Below are 21,053 nucleotides of genomic sequence, written 5' to 3' on the forward strand. Positions count from 1 at the left end.
CGGCCGCGTCGACGCTCGCGTCGCTCCGCTCGGCCTACGCCGAGGCCGGACGCCGGCACGGCGACCTCGCCGCCGAGCACTCGGCGCTCGTCTCGCGCCGGTTCGCCGGCTTCGCCGGGGAGCTCGCCACGGCCCTGGTCCCCGGGGAGCCCTGCCCCGTCTGCGGTGCTCGTGACCACCCGCGTCCGGCCGAGCACGGCGACCTCGCCCCGGTGTCGACCGAGGATCTGGACCGGGCCCGTGCGGCGGTGGAGGCGGCGGCTCGCGGCATGGACCGGGCGCGCGACCGGGAGAGCACCGCGGCGCTCGCGCTCGCCGCGCTCGAGGAGCGGGCGGGAGCCGACACACCGGACTCGCTCGATCTCGCGCTGATCGAGGCGCACGAGCGCGTGAGTGCCGCCCGCGCCGCCGCGTCGCGCTGCGAGGGTCTGCGGAGCGAGCGCGCCGTGCTGCGCCGCCGGCTCGACGAGCTGACCGCGCTCCGCGAGAGCGCCCGCACCGAGAACGACCGGCTGACCCGGGAGGCGACGATCGCCGCCGAAGCGCTGCGCACCCTCCTCGAGAGGGTCGAGGCGCAGCGCGACGGCGCCGACAGCATCGCCGTCCGAGTGGCCGAGCTGACCGAGCGGCGCGGCGTCGCGGACGCCCTCGTGGCAGCCGAGGACCTCCTGGTCGCGCGCACCCGGGCTGCCGACGAGGCGCAGGAGCACCTCGAGTCGGTGCTCGCCGAGCGCGGGTTCGCGAGCGCGGCCTCCGCCGAGGCGGCGGCGCTCACCGCCGGCGAGCGCGCGCGGGCCGAGGCCGTCGTCGCCGAGCACGAGCGGCGCAGGAGCGCCGTCGACGCGGTGCTCGCGGAACCGGAGCTGCAGGGACTGCCCGCCACCCCCGCCGACCTCGTGGGCGCCGAGGAGACGGCACGGGTCGCCTCCTCGCGTCGGGACGAGGCGCGCTCGCGGCTCTCGGTACTCGAGCACCGGGCGTCGCGACTGGCCGAGCTCGCCGCCCTCGCCGAGAGCCGACTGCGCTCGCTCGAGGGCCGCCTCCGTCGGCACGAGGAGCTGCGCGCCCTCGCGGAGACGATCGACGGCCGGGGCCAGAACACCCGCCGCATGGACCTCGAGGCCTTCGCGCTCGCCGGCCGCCTGGAGGAGATCGTCGGCGCGGCGAACCTCCGCCTCGGCGCGATGACGAGCGGCCGCTACTCCCTGCTCCACGACGACTCCCTCGCCTACCGCAACGCCTCCTCCGGCCTCGGGATCGAGGTCCTCGACGCGTTCACCGGCGTCCGGCGCCAGCCCGCCTCGCTCTCGGGGGGTGAGACGTTCCTCGCGTCCCTCGCGCTCGCCCTCGGACTCGCCGACGTCGTGACGATGCAGTCCGGCGGCATCACGCTCGAGACGATGTTCATCGACGAGGGCTTCGGATCGCTCGACGCCGAGACCCTCGAGACGGCGCTGGGCACCCTCGACTCCCTCCGCTCCGGCGGCCGCACGATCGGACTGATCAGCCATGTCGACGCCATGCGCGAGCGCATCCCGATCGGGCTCCGCGTCGTGGTCGGCGATCGCGGCGACAGCGGGCTCCGCACGGACTGAGCGCTACCGCACCGAGCGGCGGTGCCGCGCCACGGCGTCGGTGTTCCCGCAGCGGGCGGAGCAGTAGCGCTGCCGACCGGCCCGGGACTCGTCCACGAACACCCGATCGCAGCCCTCGCGGGCGCAGACGCCCATCCGGAGCCCGGCGGCCGAGGACACGAAGAACGCGAGCCCGCCCGCGGTCACCGAGCGGACACGGGTGACGACGTCACTGTCGTCCGGCACGAGGTGCAGGTGCGGCGGCATCCCGTCGTGGGTCGCGACCAACAGCGACCCGGCGACCTCGGCGAGCAGGGCGTTCACCTCGTCGCAGCGGGCCTGGACGGAGCCCGCGGCGAAGACGCGCCGCATCCGCCCCGCCCAGGACCGCAGCGCCAGAGTCTCGGAGGGGGCGAGCGCCGGCTCGCGGACGCCCTGCTCGCGCAGCAGCGGCTCGATCGCGTCGCCCGGTGCGGCGTTCACGAGCGCGGCCGCGAGTCGCGGGCCGACCTGGTGGCGGTGGTCGAAGCTCATCCGCCGACTGTAACGGTTGAACGTGCTCGAGGCGTTACGCGAGGATCGGCGCATGCACGAGCACCGATGGACGAGCCTCTCCCGCCACCCGACCAGCGAGGGGATCCTCAGCTACCTGCTGTGCCCGTGCGGAGCGAGGGGGATCGAGCTCGCACCGCTCGCTTTCCCGGTGCTGCTCACTGCTCGGGAGACCCGCTGCTAGTGCCGGGTGACCACGGGATCGCCGTCGCGAGCACGGCCTGATCGTGCGATCAGGCCGAGCGGAGCACGCGCGATCGTGGTCACCAGGCACTAGGGTCGTGCGCAGTGACACGGGGTGCCCGCCTGGGCTGAGAGAAGACCCGTTGAACCTGATCTAGTTCGTACTAGCGAAGGGATGTCGCGAATGAGCATTCGCACGCCTGCCCACCCGACCCTCCACGACCTCGACGGGGCCGCCGTCGGCCGCGACCTGGAGGAGCTGCGCCGGAGGGCGCCGCTCGTCCAGTGCATCACCAACTCGGTGGTGACCGGGTTCACGGCCAACAGCCTCCTCGCGCTGGGCGCCAGTCCGGCGATGGCGGACCTGCCCGGCGAGGCCGGCGTCTTCGCTGCGATCGCCTCCGCGACGCTCGTGAACCTCGGCACTCCCGGGTCCGAGCAGCGCGACGCGCCCGCGAGGCGATCGCCGCCGGCGGCCGATGGGTGCTCGATCCGGTCGCCGTCGGCCCGCTGCCGGTGCGCACCGCCTTCGCGGCCGAGATCGTCGCGCTGCGGCCCTCGATCATCCGCGGCAACGCCTCCGAGATCCTCGCGCTGGCAGGTCTCGGGGCGGGCGGGCGGGGAGTGGACGCGGTCGACGGCGCCGAGGACGCGCTGGACGCCGCGAAGGAGCTCGCGCAGCGCACCGGCGCCGCCGTCGCCGTCTCGGGCCCGGTCGACCTCGTGACCGACGGCGTCGCGGTCGTGCGCGTCACCGGCGGGCACGCCCTCCTCACCCGGGTGACCGGCGGAGGCTGCGCTCTCGGAGCGGTCATGGCCGCCTTCCTCGGCGCGTCGGTCGACACCCCCGGAGCAGCGCTGCGCGCCGCCGTCGCGGGCTCGGTGGTGTGGGGACTCGCGGCCGAGCATGCCGCGCGGACCGCGGCCGGCCCCGGATCCTTCGCCGTGGCGCTGCTCGACGCGGTGTCGTCTCTCGACGCGGCGGTCGTCGCGCAGGAGGCGCGGATCGCATGAGGACCGTCGACCTCTCCGTCTACCTCGTCACCGACACGCGGCAGTGCAGGGCCCGCGGGGTGCCCGCCGTGGTCGCGGCGGCCGTCGCCGGCGGTGTCCGCACCGTCCAGATCCGCGACCACGACGCCACCGCGGCCGAGCTGCTCGCTCTCGTCCTGGCCGTCACCGACGTGCTCGACGAGAGCACGACCCTCCTGGTCGACGACCGGGTCGACGTCGCCCTGGCCGCCCGGCTCGCCGGCGCCCGGGTGCACGGCGTCCACGTCGGGCAGTCCGATCTGCCCGTCGCCGCGGCGCGCGAGCTCCTCGGTCCCGACGCGGTCGTCGGACTCACGGCGAACACGAGCGCCCATCTCGACGCCGTCCACGCCCTGCCCGCGGGCACCGTCGACTATCTGGGCGTCGGGGTGATCCGCCCGACCACCACGAAGCCGGACCACCCGGCGCCGCTCGGGATCGACGGCTTCGCCGCTCTCGCCGCCGCGACGGTGCTCCCCTGCGTCGCCATCGGCGGTGTCGATGCCGGCGACGCCGGTCCGCTCCGGGCAGCGGGCGCGGCAGGACTCGCCGTCGTCTCGGCGATCTGCACGGCGGCCGACCCCGCCGACGCGGCTCGGATCCTGCGCGCGGAGTGGGACCGATGACCGCGGGCATCGCCCGCGTGCTCAGCATCGCGGGCACCGACCCGACGGGCGGCGCGGGGATCCAGGCCGACCTCAAGTCGATCGGCGCGCTCGGCGGCTACGGCATGGCGGTCGTCACCGCGCTCGTCGCGCAGAACACGCACGGCGTGCGCTCCGTGCACCTGCCTCCGACGTCCTTCCTCCGCGAGCAGCTCGACGCCGTCGCGACGACGTCGAGATCGACGCGGTGAAGATCGGGATGATCGCCACCGCCGCGGTCGGCGCCGAGATCCTCGACTGGCTCGAGACGGTGCAGCCGCCGCTGATCGTCGTCGACCCGGTGATGATCGCCACCAGCGGCCACCGCCTGCTCGACCCCGAGGCCGAGGAGTGCGTCCTAGAGCTCGTCCGACGGGCGCACCTCGTCACGCCCAACCTCCCCGAGCTGGCGGTGCTCGCGGGGGCGGCGCCCGCCGTGGACTGGAGCGAGGCGCTGCACCAGGCGCTCGGCTCGCCCGCAGCCTCGGCACCGCCGTGCTCGTGAAGGGCGGTCACCTCGACGGCCCCGCGACTCCGGACGCCGTCGTCACGCCCGAGGGCGACGTGCGCGAGATCCCCGGCGAGCGCGTCGCCACCTCGAACACGCACGGCACCGGCTGCTCGCTCTCCTCCGCCATGGCCGTGCTGCTCGCCGGGCGCTCCACCTCGGCCGACGACCTCGCCGAGGCGCTGACGCAGGCGAAGGAGTGGCTGACCGGCGCCCTGCGCGCGGCCGACGCCCTCGAGGTCGGCAGCGGCAACGGGCCGATCGATCACTTCCACCGGCTGAGGACCCCGCCGTTCTGCAGCGCCGTCTGGGACGAGACGGAGCAGCTGCGCCGCGCGATCGACGCCCTGCCCTTCGTGATGGCGCTCGGCGACGGCAGCCTGGAGCGGGACGCATTCGAGTGGTACCTCGCCCAGGACGCGCTCTACCTCTCGGAGTACGCGCGCGTGCTCGCTGTGGCGGCGCAGAAGGCCCCCACCGCCGCGGAACAGGTCTTCTGGGCCGAGAGCTCCGCCCAGGCGATCGCGACGGAGGCGCAGCTGCACCGCGACCGCCTCGGCGGCCGCACCGAGAGCCCGTCCGACACCACCCGCGGCTACGTCGACCACCTGACGGCCGTCGGAGCGAGGGGCGGCTACGGCGAGATCGTCGCGGCGCTGCTCCCGTGCTTCTGGCTCTACGCCGACATCGGCGAGCGCCTGGCGGCCGCGAACCGGCCGGGTCACCCCTACGAGGACTGGCTCTCGACCTACGCCGATCCCGGCTTCGCCGCCGCGACCGAGCGGGCGATCGCCCTCACCGAAGCCGCGTCGGCCCGCGTCGGACATGCGGAACGCGCCGCGATGCGCGACGCGTTCCTGCGCTCCAGCCTGTTCGAGCGCGACTTCTTCGAGGCTCCGCTCAGCCGATCGCCTCGCGGAGGACGTGCATGAGCGCGTCCAGCTGAACGGTGTCCGCCGAGGCGGTCTCGGCGTCCGCTCCGTCGAGGGCGCGGGCGGCGAGGCCCGCCTTGGCGTCGATCAGCTCGGCGATCTTGGCGTCGATCGTGTGCGCGGCGATGATGCGCCACGCCGTGACGGGCTCCTCCTGACCGATGCGGTGCACGCGGTCGATGGCCTGCGTCTGCTCCGCGGACGTCCAGGACAGCTCCGCGAGGACCACGTTCGAGGAGGCCTGCAGGTTGACGCCCACTCCGGCCGCCGTCAGCGAGCAGACCGCGACCGAGACGTCGGGATCCGTGTTGAACGCGTCGATCTGCGACTGGCGGAAGGTCGCCGTCTGGTCGCCGCGGATCGAGACCGAGGCGAGCTCGCGCTTCTCGAAGGTGTCCTCGGCCTGGTCCATCACGTCGACGTGCTTCGCGAAGAAGACGACCTTGCCGACCGAGCGCGCCAGCTGCGAGGCGTAGTCGGCGGCGAGCGCGGCCTTCGCCTGGCCGATGCGGCGCACCATCGTGAAGACGTTCTCGCCGGTCTTCGCCGACTTCGACTCCTCGAGCTCGCTCTGCGCGACGATCCGGATGAACCGCTCGCTCTCGTCGGTGTCGAGCTCGTGCGTGATCGAGGCCGTGACGGCCTTGTACCGCTGCAGCATCCGGGCGCCCAGCTCGCGCTCGGCCTTCTGGATGGAGCGGCCGAGATCGTCGTCCAGCTCGACGGGAAGGTCGACGATCCGCTTCGAGGGCAGGTCGGCGGCGACGTCGATCTTCTTGCGCCGGACGATGCCGAGGTCGATGACCGCCTCGCGCGCCTCCGGGTAGAAGGACGTGTCGGCAGGAGTGAGACCCGTGTCCTCGAGGCGGCTCATCAGCTCGGTCCCGGGCTTGGTCTCGTCGATCCAGCCGAGGAAGCGCCAGATCGCACGGAAGTCGTCGACGTCGTTGATGAGCGGCGTGCCCGTCAGGGCGATCATCAGCGGGTCGTGACCCGGAGTGGTCTCGCGGATCTTCGAGGCGAGCGCGAGCACGCTCTGCGAGCGCTGCGAGCGCAGGTTCTTGATGAAGTGCGCCTCGTCGACGACCATGCCGCGGAAGCCGAGGCTCCCGAGCCAGCCCAGGTGGCGGTCGAGGATGTCGTAGTTCACGATCACCACATCGGCGAACGCGTCGAGGGTCGTGCCGTCGCCGTGGATCACGGTCGCCCGGCGCTGCGGGGTCCAGTGCTCGACCTCGCGGGCCCAGTTCATCTTGACGACGTTCGGCACCACGGCGAGCAGCGGGTAGGACCCGGTGACGGAGGCGGCGAGCAGGCTCTGCGCGGTCTTGCCCAGGCCCGGCTCGTCGGCGAGGAGGAAGCTGCGGTGCCCCTCCCGAGCGCTCTCGATGAAGCGCGCCTGGTGCTCCATCAGCTCGCGGCCGCGCGGGGAGACCCGGTCGAGGGTCGGCGGCTCGGGCAGCTCCATGCTCGCGGCGCGTCCGCCGGCGCCGTACTCGAACGCCTTGAAGAGCGGCCCGAGCAGCTCCCAGTCGTCGAGCCGACGGCGGGTGGGCGCCGGAGCGGCGGCGATCGAGAAGTCCGGCGGGAGGAACGGGTTGGCGAGCTGCCGCGCGCGGACCGACGGCGGAACGACCTGGTTGACGGGCGCCTCGGGCTTGGGCTCCGGCTCGGTGACGATGAGCAGCTCGTCGGGGGTGAGCTCGGCGCCGGCCTCGAGCAGCCAGTCGCGGCGCAGCTTCTGCGCGGCGGCCGTGTAGCCCGCCTCCGACTCGAGGAGGCTGATGAGGCTCGTGTCGCGCGCGGCGGTCTTCGCGAGGATCGTCGCGATGCCGTCCAGGCGCTTCATCTCCTCGGCGCGCTGAGCGTCGCTGAGCTCGGTGTCGACCTTGACCCGCTTGCGCTCCTCGCGCATGAGCAGTGCGATGACCAGGAACTTCGTGCGGTTGGTCGGACCGACCTTCCCGCTCTGCGCCTTCGCCTCCACCTCGCGGACGCGTCGCGCGAGGATCGGGATGATCCCGGCGTTGTCGCCTCCGCGGGGCCGCGAGCGCGGCCTGCTCCCGGCCGCGTTCGTACGACGCGTCTGACCACCGGACTGACGCTGGCCGCTGCGAGCCATGCTCCTCCTCGACGTTCGACGGGGGCGCAGGAGGGGTTCCCGGGCTCTACCGTCGGCATTGCCGCCGCCGCGTCGCCTCCGTGGAGGCGGTCGTGCGTCGGTGCGCCCGGCGGCCGTCGAGAGCTCCGAGCAACGGATCTGAGACCCGGTCGCAGCATCCCCGGCGCGCGGGTGCGCCCTCATCATACCCCGAGGAGGTGCGGGCCACCCCGAGGCGGTGCCGCGGATCACTCCGCGACGGGCACCTTGATGATCAGGCCGGCTGCCACCACGACGCCGACGGCCGCCAGGTGGAGCGAGGACCAGACCGGGTCCGGGAAGGCGAAGGGCAGCACGGGGTTCCAGAGCACCAGGATCGGCACGAGCCCGATCAGCCAGAGCAGCGCTCGCGCCTGGATCGCGAACCAGCTCATCACGGCGGCGAGGATCGCGACCGGGTACCGCACGAAGTCGTAGGCGTCGCCGCCGACGAGGGCGAGCCCCGCGAGCAGGACGAGGGCCGCGAGCACCCCCGGAGCCAGCGCCATCTTCGACGTCGCGCGGGAGGGGTACCGGCCGGCGGGGCCGCGGGAGGACGGGGCAGCGTTCACTCCTCGATGGTACGGGTCGGCCGGTCGCATACCCCCGCCGGGTATCTCCGAGCGGGCGTAGGCTGTCGGAGTGATCGACGATCTGAAGAAGAGGTCCCTGCACCGCGCGCGCATCCTCGAGGGGCAGATGCGCGGACTCGCGAAGATGATCGAGAACGAGGACTACTGCGTCGACATCGTCACGCAGTCCCTCGCGATCCAGAAGTCGCTCGGCTCGCTGAACAAGCTGATCGTCGAGAACCACCTGCGCACCCACGTGACGACGATGTTCGACGAGGGCGGCGAGGCGCGCGAGGCGGCGATCGCCGAGCTCGTGAAGATCTTCGAGCTCTCGAACAACCGCTCGTGACCCGGCTCGTCGCGCTCCGCGGGGACATCACCCGCGAACGGGTCGACGTCGTGGTGAATGCGGCGAACTCCTCCCTCCTGGGCGGCGGCGGCGTCGACGGAGCGATCCACCGCGCCGGCGGACCCGAGATCCTCGAGGAGTGCCGGCGCCTGCGCGCGGGCTCGCTGCGCGAGGGGCTCCCCGCCGGGTCGGCGGTCGCCACGACGGCGGGCCGCCTGCCCGCGCGCTGGGTCGTGCACACCGTGGGTCCGGTGCACTCGCGCACCGAGGACCGCTCCGCGACCCTCTCCTCCGCGTACACGGAGTCGATCGCCGTCGCCCGCGCCTCGGCGCGCGCACCGTCGCGTTCCCCGCGATCTCGGCGGGCGTCTACGGCTGGCCGATGGACGACGCCGCACGGGTCGCGGTGGCGGCCGTCCGCGCGGCGACCACCGACGACGACCCGCTCGAGGAGGTGCGCTTCGTGCTCTTCTCGGACGACGCCCTCGAGGCGTTCACCGCGGCGCTGGCGTGATCACCGCGCCGGGCCGAGCCGCGACCCGGACCGCTACGCCGTCTTCGGTCGCGCGAACTCGTCGAACGGCAGCGTGATCGGGCGCGTGCGCGGAGGCATCCGCAGCAGCGAGTCCAGAGCCGGACCCAGCGCCTCGCGCCAGGCGCGGTAGCCGTCCTCGTTCAGGTGCAGCCGATCCGGGCTGTAGCGGTCGTCCATCGCGCCGTCCTCGGTGGCGAAGACCGGCCAGAGGTCGAGGTAGGCCGCGTGCGCCGTGGGCGCGAACTGCCACAGGTGGCGGTTCACGTCGCGGATCTGCGGCGCGAACTCGTGCCCGCGCGGCAGGACCGAGTTGACGAGCAGCCGCACGTCCGGGAGATCGCGCCGCAGCGTCGCGACGATCGTCTCGATGTTGCGGACGATGTGCTCGGTCGTGCGGTGCCAGGCGAGGTCGTTGGTGCCGACCAGCAGCACCACCGTGTCGGGAGCCTGCTCCACGAGCTCGGGGAGACGCGCCACGACGTCGGCGGTGGTCGCCCCTCCGTGTCCCTCGTCGACGACTGTCGACGCCGTCAGCCACTCGTCCCAGGCGCCCGCCTGGATGATGCTGTCCCCGACGAAGAGGACCTTGCCCAGCTGGAGATCGCGCCCCGCGTCCGTGTCCGACAGATCGCTCATCGTGCTCCTCTCATCGATGCCGGGAGCGGTGTCGCTGCTCTCCGGCTGTTCCATTGTCACCGCTGCGCTCCGCGCCCGCCAGAGGAGCGCTCGTCGCCCGAGTCCGGCAGGTCGAGCGCTGTCGCCGTGATCCGGTTCGCCATGCCGTTGAACACGATGCCGTGGAAGGGCAGGACCGCGAACCAGTAGAGGCGGCCGGCGAGCCCCTGCGGGAAGAAGACGGCGCGCTGCGTGTAGACCGATCCGCCGCCCTCGTCCGCCTCCGCGTGCATCTCGAGCCAGGCGCCCCCCGGCACCTTCATCTCGGCGCGCAGGCGCAGCAGGGTCGGCCGCTCGATCGCCTCGACGCGCCAGAAGTCGAGCGCGTCGCCGGCGTGCAGGCGCTCGGAGTCGCGGCGCCCGCGCTGCAGGCCCACTCCCCCGACCAGCTTGTCCATCCAGCCTCGGATCGCCCACGCGAGCGGGAACGAGTACCAGCCGTTCGTGCCGCCGATCCCCTCGATGACCCGCCACAGCTTCGCCGCGTCGGCCTCGGTGCGGCGGACCTTGAGGTCGACGTAGACGGTGTGCCCCGCCCACTCCGGGTCGCTCGGCAGCGGGTCGCTCGGAGCGCCCGAGACCTCGGCGTTCTGCCAGCTCGTCTCGATCTCGCCCGCCTGCATCTTGCCCAGCGCCAGCCGCACCGAGCGGCGGTAGGGGGTCAGGCCGCCCTCGGGGTCCGGGATGAGCGAGCGGATGTCCTGCTCGCGCACCACGCAGTCGTACTGCAGCGAGGCGATGATCGGCACCGCGAGCGAGCGCGGGATCGGCGTGACGAGGTTGACCCACTGCGAGGCGAGCCACGGTGTGAAGACCGGGAGGGAGGCGATGGGCCGCTGCGGGAGACCGGCCTCGACCGCGTAGCCGTTCATCATCTGCCCGTAGCGCAGCACGTCCGGGCCGCCGATGTCGAACGTGCGGTTGAGCGTGCGGTCCTCGAGCGAGGCGGAGCCGATGAGGTAGTGCAGCACGTCGCGCACCGCGATCGGCTGGATGAAGTTGCGCACCCACTGGGGAGCGGGCATGTAGGGCAGCACGTCGGTGAGGTGCCGCACCATCTCGAACGAGGTGGAGCCGGAGCCGATGATGACCCCGGCCTGCAGGGCGATCGTCGGAACGCCCGACTCCATCAGGATCCGGCCGACCTCGGCGCGGGAGCGCAGGTGCTTCGAGAGCTTCTCGCCCTCGGGGTGCAGCCCGCCGAGGTACACGATCCGGTCGATGCCGGCCGCGAGCGCCGCCTCGGCGACGTTCGTCGCGGCGCGGCTCTCGACCTCCTCGAACTTCGCGTGATCGGCCCCGGAGCCCATCGAGTGCACGAGGTAGTAGAGGACCGAGACGCCCTCGAACGCGGCGGTCAGCGACTCCGGATCGCCCAGGTCGCCCTGCGCCACCTCGACCTGCTCGGCCCAGGGCACCTCGGCGAGCTTGCGCGGGTCGCGGACCAGCACGCGGACGCGGAAGCCGGCCTCGAGCAGTCGCGGGGTGAGCCGGCCGCCGATGTAGCCGGTCGCGCCGGTGACGAGCGCCAGGGGGCGCGACGGATCGGAGGAGGATTCGCTCATGTCGGCCACGGTACGCCGATGCCCTGGCAGGCTCCCCCGCTGGTGCGGCCCGTCCTGCGCTGCTAGGACTCGCCGAGGACGATGCGGACCCGGCTCACGTCGTCGTTCATCTGGCGGATGAGCGGCTCGACGCCCTCGTAGGCGACCATTCCGCGGATCCTCGAGACGAAGGCCACGTCGACGACGCGGTCGTAGAGATCCAGCGTCTGATCGAGCACGAACGCCTCGACCTGCTTGGGCGGCACTCCGACGAAGGTGGGGTTGCTCCCCACCGAGATCGCCGCGGGGTAGGTGCGCCCCTCGACCGTGAGACGACCGGCGTACACGCCGTCGGCCGGGATCAGGCCCTGCGACTCCGGCGACAGGTTGGCGGTCGGGAAGCCCAGCTCGCGCCCCCGCTTCGCCCCGTGGACGACCACGCCGCGCACGACCGGCTCGTGCCCCAGCAGCCGCGTCGCGTGCTCCACATCGCCCTCGGCGAGGAGCTCGCGGATCCAGGTGGAGGAGACGCGTCGACCGTGCTCGGGGCGGACGTCGTCGATCAGCTCGACCTCGAAGCCGTGCTCGGCGCCCAGCGCGCGGAGCAGGTCGATGTCGCCCGCGCCGCGCGCGCCGAAGCGGAAGTCGGAGCCGACCAGGACGACGCGCGCCACCAGTGCGTCCACGAGGATCCGCTGCACGAACTCGCGCGGCGACCACGAGCGGAACTCCTCGTCGAAGGTCAGCAGGAGCGTCGCGTCGACCCCTGTGCCGGCGAGGAGCTCGAGCTTCTGCTCGTTGCCGACGAGGGCGGGCGGGCACTTCTCGGGAGCGATGACGCTCAGCGGATTGCGGTCGAAGGTCACGACGACGGCGGCGAGGCCGCGCTCGCGCGCCCGCTCGTGCAGGGTGCCGATGACGGCGCGGTGACCGGAGTGGACGCCGTCGAACTTCCCGATCGTCACCGCGGAGGGGCCGATGCCCGCGAGGTCCTCCGGGCGCGTCTCGATCCGCATCACCGCGCCGCCCGTCGGCCCTGCACGCGCAGCCACCAGAGCCCGAGCACCGGCAGCACGAGCGGGATGAGCAGGTACCCGGCGCCGAACGCCGACCACACCGTGGACTGGCGGCCGAACGGATCGACGCTCGTCAGCCCGAGCAGCTCGGGCGCCAGAATGCTGATCGCGCCGACGACGAGCACGCCCACGAGCTCGAACGTGATGGTGACGAAGGCGACCCGCTGCCAGAACGCACCGCGCGCGATGAGCGCGACGGTGGCGAGGATGTAGACGACGGCCGAGAGGGCCGAGAGCGAGAAGGCGAGCGGCGCTTCCTCGAAGCGGTCGATGATCTGGAACACCGAGCGGCCGGTCGCGGCGAGCGCGAGGATCCCGTAGACGACCACGAGCAGACTGCCGACCCCCCTCGAGCGTGCGGAGCGGACGGGTCGGGACGGCTGAGCGGGGGTGGAGGCGCCCCGATCCTCGGCCTCTCTGGAGTGTGTGGACATCGCAGGGTCAATGGTAGGCGCTCGGAGCCGGGAGCCGGCCCGGCGGGGTCAGGCGACCTGCACGAACCAGATCTGGTGCATCCGGTACACCATCACCGCGATCGAGAGGCAGACGACTCCGAGGATCACGGTGCTCCACCGGGTGCGCTCGATCAGCGCCCAGAACCCGGCCGCGAGCGGCAGCAGCAGCGCCGAGATCAGGTAGATGTAGTACTCCGGCAGGCTGCCGGAGGGGTCGTTGCCGACGAGCGGCGACACGATCGCCACGGCCAGCTGCACGATGAGCAGCAGTTCGACGATCGCGGTCGCACCGACGGACACGTCGGACGGCCTGCGGCCGAAGAGGCCGAGGATCAGGCACAGGAGCCCCGCCGCGACGGCGACGGCGACCTGCACGATCGTGAACCACTCGATCACGGCGCGACCGCCCTGACGTCCTCGGTCGGGAAGTTGACGACGCTCTTGAGCACCGCGCCGCGACGCTCGGCGAGGCCGATCAGCCGCTCCCCCGGGGCGACCGCGGCGAGGAGCCCCGAGGACTCGCGCAGCGACTCCGGAACGGGGATCCGCTTGCCGTTGGCGAGGTCCGCCGATGCCTGCGCGTCCAGGCGGAGCAGGGGGAACAGCTCACCCGCGACGGCGGTCGGCGACAGCAGAGCGGACGAGACGTCGAGGTCGTCGATGACGCCCGCCTCCGCGACCCGGAACGGACCGACGGCACTGCGGCGGAGCGCGGTGAGGTGCCCGCCGACGCCGAGTGCGGCTCCGAGATCACGGGCGAGGGCCCGGATGTAGGTGCCGGACGAGCACGAGACGCGCACGTCCAGGTCGAGGAACCCGTCGGCCTCGCGGCGGGCGAGCACGTCGAACGCGCTCACCGTCACCGGTCGCGCGGGGATCACGACCTCCTCGCCGTCCCGGGCGCGCGCGTACGCGCGGCGACCGTCGATCTTGATGGCGCTCACCGAGCTGGGCACCTGCTCGATCGCTCCGGTGAGGTCCGAGACCGCGGCGTCGACCTGCTCCGGGAGGATCGCGGCGACCGCGGCGGCGTCGGCCGTCTCGAGGACCTCGCCCTCGCGGTCGTCGGTGCTGGTCGAGGCGCCGAGGCGGATCGTCGCCTCGTACTGCTTGTCGAGTCCGACGAGGTAGGTGAGCAGGCGGGTCGACGGGCCGAGCCCGAGGATCATCAGCCCGGTCGCCATCGGATCGAGCGTCCCGGCGTGGCCGACCTTGCGCGTCCCGGCGCGGCGCCGGGTCCGCGACACGAGATCGTGGCTGGTGATGCCGCCGGGCTTGTCCAGCAGGAGGATCCCGTTCGGGGCCGTCACCGGAGGCGTGGGGGTCGCGAACACGGGTGCGAGGATACACGCGCCGATCGGGAGCTCCCCCCGCGGACCGCCCGCCCGCGGCTCCGTCCTAGGCTGGTCGGATGAGGATCGCAGTACTCGGGACGGGCGCCGTCGGCGGCACGATCGCCGCCCTCCTGGACCGGGCCGGGCACGACGTCGAGGCGACCGCGCGCGGCGCGAACCTCACCGCGATCCGCCGCTCGGGCATCCGCCTCGACGGCGCGTGGGGCGAGCACACCGCCTGGGTCAGGACCGGCGAGACCCTCGATCTCGTCCCCGACGTCGCCTTCCTGTGCACCAAGGCGCAGGACGCCGAGGACGCCCTGCGAGCGAACCGCCGCACGGTCGACGGCACCCTGCTCGTGGTCGTCCAGAACGGGCTCGACGGACTGCAGGCGGCGTCCCGCCAGGTCCGCGACGCCTCGCTCGTCGGAGCGCTCGCGCTCTTCGCGGCCAGCCACCTCGAGCCCGGCCGCGTCACGGTCACCGCCCCGGCGACCACCACGCTCGGCGTCCCCGGCCGCCCCGCCGACGACGAGGTGCGCCGCGCGGCCGCCGTGCTGGGCGAGGCGGTGCCCGTCGCGGTCACCGACGACTTCCTCGGCGCGCAGTGGACGAAGCTGCTGATCAACGAGGTCAACGCGCTGCCCGCGATCACCGGGCTGTCCGTCCAGGAGACCATCGCCGAGCCGCGGCTGCGCCGTCTGCTCGCCCGGGCGATGAAGGAGGCCGCGAGGACGGGGCTCGCCGCCGGGGTCCGCTTCGGCGCCCTCCAGGGTCTGAGCGATGCGGCTGTCCGTGCGCTCGCAGCCGCACCCCTGCCGGTGGTCGAGCTGCTGCCCCGGCGGATGGCGAAGGGCATGGGCGACGTGCCGAACCCCGGATCCACGCTGCAGAGCGTCCGCCGCGGCGTGCGGAGCGAGATCGACCACCTCGCGGGAGCGGTCGTGCGCACGGCGCACCGACTCGGCCGCGAGGCGCCGGTCAATCAGCTGCTCGTCGACCTCGTGCACGAGGTCGAGCGGTCGGGAGCGTTCCTGTCCGCGGACGAGGTCGTCCGTCGGGCCGCGTCACTCTGACGGCGGGGCCGCTCAGCAGGAGTCGGCGAAGACGCGTCGCGGATGCTCCGGGTCGCGGATGTCGACCAGCACCGGGGCGATCCGCCGCGGGTCGGTGCTCGCGCGGTAGGCCGCATCGACCGGCGGCTCCTGGGTGTCGAGCCGGATGCTCAGATTCCACGTGCCGCGCAGCTCCGGGCGGAGCGCGAACTCGCCGTCGACCAGCAGCACGGCGTCGCGGCCGGCGGTCCGCCAGCGCGGCTGCCGCTGCTCGTCGCGCACCGCGTCGAAGGCCGCCAGGACGAAGCCCGTGCTCCCGCCGAGCTTGAACGGGTCGAGCAGCACGCGCCGCAGCAGCTCGTAGTCGTAGCGCAGGCGGTACGCGCGCTCCTCGTCGGCGATCGAGGGGTCGTCGCGCTCGGCGCGGGGCCGCTGGAAGTCGCCCAGGTGCGCGACGAAGGCGCCGTGGCCGGCTCCGCGGATCGCCGCCGCCAGATCCTCCGCGAACGGCGAGGACACCGCGGGATCGTCCCCGTCGATCGCCACGACGACCCGCCCCCGCGAGTAGTTGTGCAGGACCTCCGTCGCGAGCGCGGCGAGCACATCGGCCTTCTGCGGAGCCCACTTCGTCATCCGTCCACGATACGCGGCAGCACGTACGCTGGAGGGATGCCCGCCGCCTTCGCCCCCGCGATCGTCGACTGGTTCCGCACCGACGCCCGCGACCTGCCGTGGCGCCGCGAGGGCTTCCCCGCCTGGGGCACCCTCGTGAGCGAGTTCATGCTGCAGCAGACCCCGGTCGTCCGCGTCGTCCCGCGACTCGAGGAGTGGCTGCGCCGCTGGCCGACGCCCGCCGATCTCGCGGCCGTGCCGTCCGGGGAGGCGGTCCGCGCCTGGCAGTCCCTGGGCTACCCCCGCCGCGCCCTGCGCCTGCACGCCTGCGCCGTCACGATCGCCGACGAGCACGGCAACGTCGTCCCCGACGACGTCGACACCCTCCTCGCCCTCCCCGGAGTGGGCGACTACACGGCGCGCGCCATCGCGGTCTTCGCCTACGGCCGCCGGGCGCCGGTCGTCGACACCAACGTGCGCCGGGTGATCGCCCGGGCGGTCGCCGGCGTCGCCGAGCCGGGGCCGCCGCGCACGAAGCCCGATCTCGCGGCGATGGACGCCCTGCTCCCCGACGACGTCGAGGAGTCCACCGTCTTCAACGCCGGGATGATGGAGCTCGGCGCGATCGTCTGCACCGCGCGCTCCCCGCGCTGCGACGTCTGCCCGATCCGCGACTCCTGCCGCTGGCGCGCCGAGGGGTACCCGGCCTACGACGGACCGGTCAAGGCGCGGCAGAAGAGGTTCGAGGGCTCCGACCGGCAGGTGCGCGGCCTGGTGCTCGCCGAGCTCCGCGCGGCCCACCGGCCGGTGACCGCGGCCGAGGTGGGCTCGCTGTGGTCCGACGCCGAGCAGCTGGAGCGAGCGCTGTCCGGCCTGCTGGCCGACGGCCTCGCCACGGGATCCCCGGACGAGGGCTACCTCCTCCCGCACTCCTGATCGACGCCGGCGCGTCGGAGGAGGCCGGTAGCGTGGCGCCGTGACCCGACGTCGTCTCCGCCTCCCCCGCCCCGACTCCGAGCTCGACGCCGCGCTGGCCGCGGTCCGCGCCGCGAACGATCTGCCGGGCGGCTTCCCCGCCGACGCACTGGCCGAGGCGGAGGCCGCCGACGCGACCGCGGACGACGAGGGCCGGATCGACCTGACGCACCTCCCGTTCGTCACGATCGATCCGCCCGGCTCCCTCGATCTCGACCAGGCGCTGCACCTCGAGGGCTCCCCGTCCGCCGCGGTGCTCCGGTACGCGATCGCCGACGTCCCCGCGGTGATCCGGCCCGGAGGTGCGCTCGACGCCGAGACCCGCCGCCGCACCCAGACCTACTACCTGCCCGACGGCCGCATCCCCCTGCACCCGGCGGTCCTCTCGGAGGGCACCGCGTCCCTCCTCCCCGACGAGCGGCGCCGCGCCCTCGTCTGGACCCTGGAGCTCGGCCCGGACGCGGAGCCCCGCTCCGTGCGCCTCGAGCGCGCTCTCGTCCGCAGCGTCGCCCGTCTCGACTACGAGGGCGTGCAGCGCGACGCCGACTCCGGCGTCCTGCACCCCTCGATCGCCCTGCTGCCCTGGTTCGGCCGCGAGCGCCGCGCCCGCGAGGCCGAGCGGGGCGGAGCGAGCCTCACGCTGTCCGAGGAGGAGATCCTTGCCGAGGACGGCGCCTACCGCGTCGAGCGCCGCGCTCCGCTCGAGTCCGAGGACTGGAACGCCCAGGTGTCGCTCCTGACGGGCATGGCAGCGGCCGCGATGATGCTCGATGCGGGCGTCGGGATCCTGCGCACCATGCCGCCCGCCGACGACGAGACGGTCGCCGCGTTCCGAGCGCGCACGGAGGCGCTCGGGGCGCCGTGGCCCGCCGGCGAGTCCTACGGTGCGTACCTCCGCCGCCTCGACACGTCCGACCCCGCCCAGCTCGCCGTGATGCACGCGGCCGCCTCGCTCTTCCGCGGCGCCGGCTACACGGCCTTCGACGGCACGCGGCCGGAGGATCCGGAGCAGGCCGCGCTCGCCGCTCCGTACGCGCACGTGACCGCCCCGCTGCGCCGCCTCGTCGACCGCTTCGGCCTGGCCGTCTGCCTCGCGATCAGCCGCCAGGAGGAGCCGCCTCGCGGACTCCGCGACGCGCTGCCCGCGATCCCCGCGCTGATGGCGGCCGGCGACCGCCGCTCCGGAGCCGCGTCCCGGGCCGCCACCGCCGTCGTCGAGGCCGCGATCCTCCGCGGGCGCGAGGGCTCGACGTTCTCGGGCGTCGTCGTCTCGACCGCCAGGACGCGCTCCTCGGTCCAGCTCCTCGACCCCGAGATCACGGTCGACGTGCGGTCCCCGCTCACGCCGGGAGCCCGTGTCGACGTCGTCCTGGAATCGGTCGACGTCGCCACGGGCTCCGCGGTCTTCAGTGCGGTGGATCAGTCCTCGTCGTCGTCCTCGCGCGGCTTGACGTAGGGGTCCTCGTCGCCGGCGTAGCTCGCGCCCGCCGCCAGCGTCTGCACCTGCGAGTCCTGATTGCGCGCCGCGGCGAGCAGGTCCTCGATGTGCTTCGCGTTCTCGGGGACCGCGTCGAGGATGAACTCGAGCGACGGGGTCAGGCGCGACGTGATGTTCTTCCCCACCTCGGTCCGCAGCATGCCCGTGGCCGCCTTCAGCGCCGCCGCCGAGTCCGTGCGCTCCTCGTCCGTGCCGTACACGGTGTAGAACACCGAGGCGTGCTGGAGGTCGCCGGTCACCTGGACGTCCGTGATGGTGACGAAGCCGAGCCGCGGGTCGCGGATGCCGCGCTCGAGCCGCTTGGCGACGATCACCTTGATCCTGTCGGCGAGCTTCCTCGCCCGTGCCGGATCTGCCATAGCCGGTCCTCTTCTCTCTCTCGACGGGCCGTCGGGCCCGTCCTCTGATTATTCTCCCGCGCCGCGAGACGGCTCCCCGCCTTGACGTCCGCCAGTCAGGAGGCTGGGAAGGGGACGTCGCAGACGGAACGCCTCGCGACGTCTCCTTCCCGCGCACCTGCGGTGCGCTCGCCAGACCCGAGCCAGGAGGCGTCGCGAGGCGTCCCGCCCACTCCTCCATTCGGAGGAGATGCGCTGCTGGTCCGAGGAGATCCCGCCCGGTGCACGTCGACTCACGAGGAGTGGAACGCCACCCACCGGAGTGGAGGGGCGGCGGCGTCCTCTTCGCGTGCCCGGCTCGGGTCTGGCGGGCGCCCGCAGGGCGCGGGAAGGGCGCGCGAAGAGGACGCCGCCGTCCCGACCGGCCCGTGGCCCGACCGGAACCGCCCCCTCCAACGACGGAGGAGGCCCGAGGCGAACCCCGGACCTCCTCGTGAGCGTCGGATCAGCCTCGCGGCTTCTCCTTCATCTCGATCGTCTCGATCTCATCGCCGATCTGGATGTCGTTGTACTTGCCGAGACCGATACCGGCCTCGAAGTCCGTACGGACCTCCGTGACGTCGTCCTTGAAACGACGCAGCGACTCGATGGCGAGGTTGTCGCCCACCACGACGCCGTCGCGGATGACGCGCGCCTTGGAGTTGCGGGTGATCGTGCCGGAGCGGACGATGACACCCGCGATGTTGCCGAACTTCGAGGAGCGGAACACCTCGCGGATCTCGGCGACACCCGACTGGACCTCTTCGAACTCGGGCTTGAGCATGCCCTTGAGCGAGTTCTCGACCTCTTCGATCGCGTTGTAGATGACCGAGTAGAAGCGGATGTCCACTCCTTCTCGAGCAGCGCGCTCGCGGGCCTTGGGGTCGGGGCGGACGTTGAAGCCCACGATGATCGCGTTGTCGATCGTCGCGAGGTTGACGTCCGACTCCGTGATCGCACCGACACCGCGGTGGATGATGCGCAGCTGCACCGAGTCGTCGACCTCGATCTTGACGAGCGACTCCTCCAGCGCCTCGACGGCACCGGACACGTCGCCCTTGATGATGAGGTTGAGCGACTCGACCTTGCCCTCTTCGAGAGCACGGGTGAAGTCCTCGAGCGAGATGCGCTTGCGGGCCTTGGCCAGCAGGGCGTTGCGCTGAGCGGCTTCGCGCTTCTCGGCGATCTGACGGGCGGTGCGGTCCTCCTCGGTGACGAGGAAGGTGTCGCCGGCGCGGGGCACGGACGAGAGTCCCTGCACCTGCACCGGACGCGACGGCACGGCTTCGAGGACGGCGTTGCCGTTCTCGTCCGCCATCGCACGGACGCGGCCGTAGGCCGTTCCGGCGACGATCGCGTCTCCGACGCGCAGCGTTCCCGACTGGATGAGGACGGTCGCGACCGCACCGCGTCCCTTGTCGAGCTTCGCCTCGATCGCGACTCCGCGTGCCTCCTTGTTGGGGTTGGCGCGCAGGTCGAGACCGGCGTCCGCGGTGAGCAGCACGGCGTCCAGGAGGTCCTGGATGCCGGTGCCGGCGCGGGCCGACACGTCGACGAACATGACGTCTCCGCCGTACTCCTCCGCGACCAGTCCGAACTCGGTGAGCTGCTGGCGCACCTTGGCCGGGTTGGCGTCGGGCTTGTCCACCTTGTTGACCGCGACCACGATCGGCACGTTGGCCGCCTGGGCGTGGTTCAGCGCCTCGATGGTCTGCGGCATGATGCCGTCGTCCGCCGCGACCACGAGGATCGCGATGTCCGTGACCTGAGCACCGCGGGCTCGCATGGCGGTGAACGCCTCGTGACCCGGGGTGTCGATGAAGGTGATCGGGCGCTCGATGCCCTCGTGCTCCGCGACGACCTGGTACGCACCGATGTGCTGCGTGATGCCGCCCGCCTCGTCGGCGACGACGTTGGCGTTGCGGATCGCGTCGAGCAGGCGCGTCTTTCCGTGGTCGACGTGACCCATGACGGTGACGACGGGGGGACGGATCTCGAGATCCTCGTCCGTCTCGTCGTCGAGCTCCTGCTCGAGGTCGAGACCGAAGCCCTCGAGGAGCTCCTTGTCCTCGTCCTCGGGCGAGACGACCTGGATCTTGAAGCCGAGCTCCCCGCCGAGCACCTCGAAGGTGGCCTCGTCGAGCGACTCGGTCGCCGTCGCCATCTCGCCGAGGGCGAAGAGGACGGTGACCAGGTTGCCGGGGGGCACCGGCACGCCGGTCATGGCCTCGATCTTGTCAGCGAAGTCCGAGATCGACGCGCCGCGGCGCAGACGGATGACCGTCTTGCCGTCGCCGCGGGGGACGCTGACGCCGCCGAGCGACGGGGCCTCCCTGAGCTCGAACTCCTGACGCTTCGTGCGCTTGGACTTCCGGGCCTTGCTCTTGCCGCCACCACGACCGAAGGCACCTGCGGTGCCGCCGCCGGGGCC

The 21,053-nt window shown here is 73.0% G+C and carries 20 protein-coding genes, 3 pseudogenes and 1 riboswitch; of the genes and pseudogenes, 11 read left to right on the forward strand and 12 right to left on the reverse strand.

Annotated elements, in window-relative coordinates:
• Positions 1-1,595 (forward strand): SbcC/MukB-like Walker B domain-containing protein (locus B0T42_RS16250; RefSeq protein WP_269087535.1); only part of this gene is annotated, 1,595 nt, incomplete at its 5' end.
• 3 nt (positions 1,596-1,598) lie between these two features.
• Here the strand turns inward: B0T42_RS16250 and B0T42_RS16255 are convergent.
• Positions 1,599-2,108, reverse strand: coding sequence for a CGNR zinc finger domain-containing protein (locus B0T42_RS16255; RefSeq protein ID WP_077224104.1), 510 nt, complete (start codon positions 2,106-2,108; stop codon positions 1,599-1,601).
• 52 nt (positions 2,109-2,160) lie between these two features.
• Between B0T42_RS16255 and B0T42_RS20520 the strand changes: the two genes are divergently transcribed.
• The 5 genes and pseudogenes from B0T42_RS20520 to B0T42_RS22430 all read left to right on the forward strand — a co-directional run bounded on the left by B0T42_RS20520 (position 2,161) and on the right by B0T42_RS22430 (position 5,425).
• Positions 2,161-2,310: a hypothetical protein gene (locus tag B0T42_RS20520; RefSeq protein WP_173892343.1), complete on the forward strand. Its 150-nt coding sequence runs from the start codon at positions 2,161-2,163 to the stop codon at positions 2,308-2,310.
• Between the two features lie 100 nt (positions 2,311-2,410).
• A riboswitch (TPP riboswitch) is annotated at positions 2,411-2,502 on the forward strand.
• Positions 2,494-3,323: pseudogene (gene thiM / locus B0T42_RS16260) on the forward strand (hydroxyethylthiazole kinase). It overlaps the preceding riboswitch by 9 nt.
• Positions 3,320-3,967 carry a thiamine phosphate synthase gene (gene thiE / locus B0T42_RS16265; RefSeq protein WP_077224105.1) on the forward strand — a complete coding sequence of 216 codons (648 nt, stop codon included), beginning with the start codon at positions 3,320-3,322 and terminating at the stop codon, positions 3,965-3,967. The pseudogene thiM and the gene thiE overlap by 4 nt, the downstream one beginning before the upstream one ends.
• Positions 3,964-4,490: pseudogene (locus tag B0T42_RS22425) on the forward strand (bifunctional hydroxymethylpyrimidine kinase/phosphomethylpyrimidine kinase). Before thiE ends, B0T42_RS22425 begins: the two are co-directional and overlap by 4 nt.
• Positions 4,481-5,425: a thiaminase II/PqqC family protein gene (locus tag B0T42_RS22430; protein WP_342418268.1), complete on the forward strand. Its 945-nt coding sequence runs from the start codon at positions 4,481-4,483 to the stop codon at positions 5,423-5,425. The pseudogene B0T42_RS22425 and the gene B0T42_RS22430 overlap by 10 nt, the downstream one beginning before the upstream one ends.
• On the opposite strand, the gene B0T42_RS16275 is transcribed toward B0T42_RS22430, so the two are convergent.
• Positions 5,394-7,547, reverse strand: a complete 2,154-nt coding sequence (locus tag B0T42_RS16275) for a DEAD/DEAH box helicase (RefSeq protein ID WP_077224106.1) — start codon at positions 7,545-7,547, stop codon at positions 5,394-5,396. The genes B0T42_RS22430 and B0T42_RS16275 overlap by 32 nt on opposite strands.
• Before the next feature lie 227 nt (positions 7,548-7,774).
• The gene (locus tag B0T42_RS16280) at positions 7,775-8,137 is read right to left on the reverse strand and encodes a DUF6804 family protein (RefSeq protein ID WP_077224107.1); all 363 of its coding nucleotides are present in this window, start codon (positions 8,135-8,137) and stop codon (positions 7,775-7,777) included.
• A gap of 70 nt (positions 8,138-8,207) precedes the next feature.
• Between B0T42_RS16280 and B0T42_RS20735 the strand changes: the two genes are divergently transcribed.
• Positions 8,208-8,486 (forward strand): metal-sensitive transcriptional regulator, encoded by a 279-nt coding sequence (locus tag B0T42_RS20735; protein ID WP_055794622.1) that lies wholly within the window; start codon positions 8,208-8,210, stop codon positions 8,484-8,486.
• Positions 8,483-9,000, forward strand: a pseudogene (locus B0T42_RS20740) (O-acetyl-ADP-ribose deacetylase). Before B0T42_RS20735 ends, B0T42_RS20740 begins: the two are co-directional and overlap by 4 nt.
• Before the next feature lie 33 nt (positions 9,001-9,033).
• Here B0T42_RS20740 and B0T42_RS16295 read toward each other — a convergent pair.
• The 6 genes from B0T42_RS16295 to truB form a co-directional block, all read right to left on the reverse strand.
• Entirely contained in the window at positions 9,034-9,657 is a 624-nt protein-coding gene (locus B0T42_RS16295; protein ID WP_077224114.1) for a GDSL-type esterase/lipase family protein, read from the reverse strand.
• A 56-nt stretch (positions 9,658-9,713) separates the two neighbouring features.
• Positions 9,714-11,261 carry an SDR family oxidoreductase gene (locus B0T42_RS16300; RefSeq protein ID WP_077224115.1) on the reverse strand — a complete coding sequence of 516 codons (1,548 nt, stop codon included), beginning with the start codon at positions 11,259-11,261 and terminating at the stop codon, positions 9,714-9,716.
• A gap of 62 nt (positions 11,262-11,323) precedes the next feature.
• Positions 11,324-12,256: a bifunctional riboflavin kinase/FAD synthetase gene (locus B0T42_RS16305; protein ID WP_077224116.1), complete on the reverse strand. Its 933-nt coding sequence runs from the start codon at positions 12,254-12,256 to the stop codon at positions 11,324-11,326.
• Positions 12,256-12,750, reverse strand: coding sequence for a hypothetical protein (locus B0T42_RS16310; protein WP_077224108.1), 495 nt, complete (start codon positions 12,748-12,750; stop codon positions 12,256-12,258). Before B0T42_RS16310 ends, B0T42_RS16305 begins: the two co-directional genes overlap by 1 nt.
• A gap of 48 nt (positions 12,751-12,798) precedes the next feature.
• Complete coding sequence (locus B0T42_RS16315; RefSeq protein ID WP_055794628.1) at positions 12,799-13,167, reverse strand: hypothetical protein; 369 nt, start codon at positions 13,165-13,167, stop codon at positions 12,799-12,801.
• Positions 13,164-14,105, reverse strand: coding sequence for a tRNA pseudouridine(55) synthase TruB (gene truB / locus B0T42_RS16320; protein WP_236720358.1), 942 nt, complete (start codon positions 14,103-14,105; stop codon positions 13,164-13,166). Before truB ends, B0T42_RS16315 begins: the two co-directional genes overlap by 4 nt.
• Before the next feature lie 77 nt (positions 14,106-14,182).
• Here truB and B0T42_RS16325 point away from each other — a divergent pair, with 77 nt between their 5' ends.
• Positions 14,183-15,181: a ketopantoate reductase family protein gene (locus B0T42_RS16325; protein ID WP_077224109.1), complete on the forward strand. Its 999-nt coding sequence runs from the start codon at positions 14,183-14,185 to the stop codon at positions 15,179-15,181.
• A 12-nt stretch (positions 15,182-15,193) separates the two neighbouring features.
• Here B0T42_RS16325 and B0T42_RS16330 read toward each other — a convergent pair whose 3' ends face one another.
• Positions 15,194-15,793, reverse strand: a complete 600-nt coding sequence (locus B0T42_RS16330) for a nucleoside/nucleotide kinase family protein (protein WP_077224110.1) — start codon at positions 15,791-15,793, stop codon at positions 15,194-15,196.
• 36 nt (positions 15,794-15,829) lie between these two features.
• On the opposite strand from B0T42_RS16330, the gene B0T42_RS16335 reads away from it, so the two are divergent.
• Together B0T42_RS16335 and B0T42_RS16340 are read left to right on the forward strand one after the other, a co-directional pair.
• On the forward strand, positions 15,830-16,708 hold the full coding sequence (locus B0T42_RS16335) for an HhH-GPD family protein (protein WP_077224111.1): 879 nt from the start codon (positions 15,830-15,832) through the stop codon (positions 16,706-16,708).
• A 40-nt stretch (positions 16,709-16,748) separates the two neighbouring features.
• The gene (locus tag B0T42_RS16340; protein ID WP_077224112.1) at positions 16,749-18,203 is read left to right on the forward strand and encodes an RNB domain-containing ribonuclease; all 1,455 of its coding nucleotides are present in this window, start codon (positions 16,749-16,751) and stop codon (positions 18,201-18,203) included.
• Here B0T42_RS16340 and rbfA read toward each other — a convergent pair.
• Together rbfA and infB are read right to left on the reverse strand one after the other, a co-directional pair.
• Positions 18,167-18,604 (reverse strand): 30S ribosome-binding factor RbfA, encoded by a 438-nt coding sequence (gene rbfA / locus B0T42_RS16345; protein WP_055794638.1) that lies wholly within the window; start codon positions 18,602-18,604, stop codon positions 18,167-18,169. The two genes, B0T42_RS16340 and rbfA, sit on opposite strands and share 37 nt — an antisense overlap.
• 484 nt (positions 18,605-19,088) lie before the next feature.
• Positions 19,089-21,053: translation initiation factor IF-2 (infB, locus tag B0T42_RS16350; RefSeq protein ID WP_077224113.1), on the reverse strand; the 1,965-nt coding region annotated here is incomplete at its 5' end.

The sequence above is a fragment of the Rathayibacter rhapontici genome, from assembly GCF_001995175.1.
Taxonomy (GTDB): Bacteria; Actinomycetota; Actinomycetes; order Actinomycetales; family Microbacteriaceae; genus Rathayibacter.